This window comes from bacterium (assembly GCA_009926305.1).
Lineage (GTDB): Bacteria > Bdellovibrionota_C > UBA2361 > UBA2361 > RFPC01 > RFPC01.
Window position 1 is genome coordinate 1 of sequence record RFPC01000282.1, and the last position, 1,019, is coordinate 1,019.

Annotated in this window: 1 protein-coding gene; it reads right to left on the reverse strand. The window is 46.8% G+C overall.

Going from position 1 to position 1,019, the window contains the following annotated elements:
* Positions 1-1,019, reverse strand: a 1,019-nt coding sequence (locus tag EBR25_14555) for a DUF935 family protein (protein NBW42190.1), incomplete at both ends; no start/stop codon positions are given.

Below are 1,019 nucleotides of genomic sequence, written 5' to 3' on the forward strand. Positions count from 1 at the left end.
CTTGAAGCTGAGTTAACATCTGTACAGTCTTAACGGGATCCTCTCTCTGCTCGAGATCGTCGAAGTTTCTACGAATCCTCGGTACCGATGCTCCCGGATAATTCAGCTCCGTGAGCCAACGTATCAACGTGGCATTCAATGTCTCGTCAAGTTCTTCAGAGAAGCTCTTTGCTTTTCTCATCCGAACAGAATCGGCCACGGAGTCGCGAGCGTATGAACCGGTGCTGCCAGTATCCTGACCGACTGTATTCTCCCCGTTTATGAGAAAACTAATCTGCTGGTCTATATACGAAATCAAACCCTCATATATCTCCGGTCTACCTTCGGATTTCAGATAATCTATAGACATTTCGTCTGGGATAGTTATAGCCGTCTCTTGCCCCAGCCTCTGTAGAGCGGTAAATAGAGATTTAACTTCTTCTTCCGGCGTTCCTAGTGTGAATTTTCCCACCGCCGTAGGAGTAGTGTGCTTATCGGCATACTGAAGCCAGAAAGACATCAGAGTGCGGCGAAACTCTACTAAAGAGTAAATCTGTCTTCCTAAGCCAGACCCGTAGGCATCCATCCCACTGCTGTACGCCCAGTGGCGATGAATTACCATGGAACGCATAGGTATAGGTAACCCTTCTACCGGAGACTGAACAGTGATAATCCTAGGGCTTACAGATCCGTCTTCATTTAGTACAAATTGGAATCGTCTCGGGTCTCTTATTTTTATCTCTGACGGAACTACATAAGAACCCTGTCTTACCCAACAAATCTCGCCAATGCTGATACCCAAGATCAGTGATTCACACATGCCACGGATAAATGCATCGAATCCTGAATTCGCTGTGACAAGCATGTCACGACCACGACTCTGAGCACTGTTACTACCCATGTGATAGAGTGCTTGGCGGACAAATTCTGCTACTTCCTCGTCTTTGTCGCTATCAGAGGCAGGGAATACTTCCCATTTTCGAGCTATAATCTCTCCGACTAGTTTTTCCCAGGCACTGATAACCGCGCTATCGTTGAAT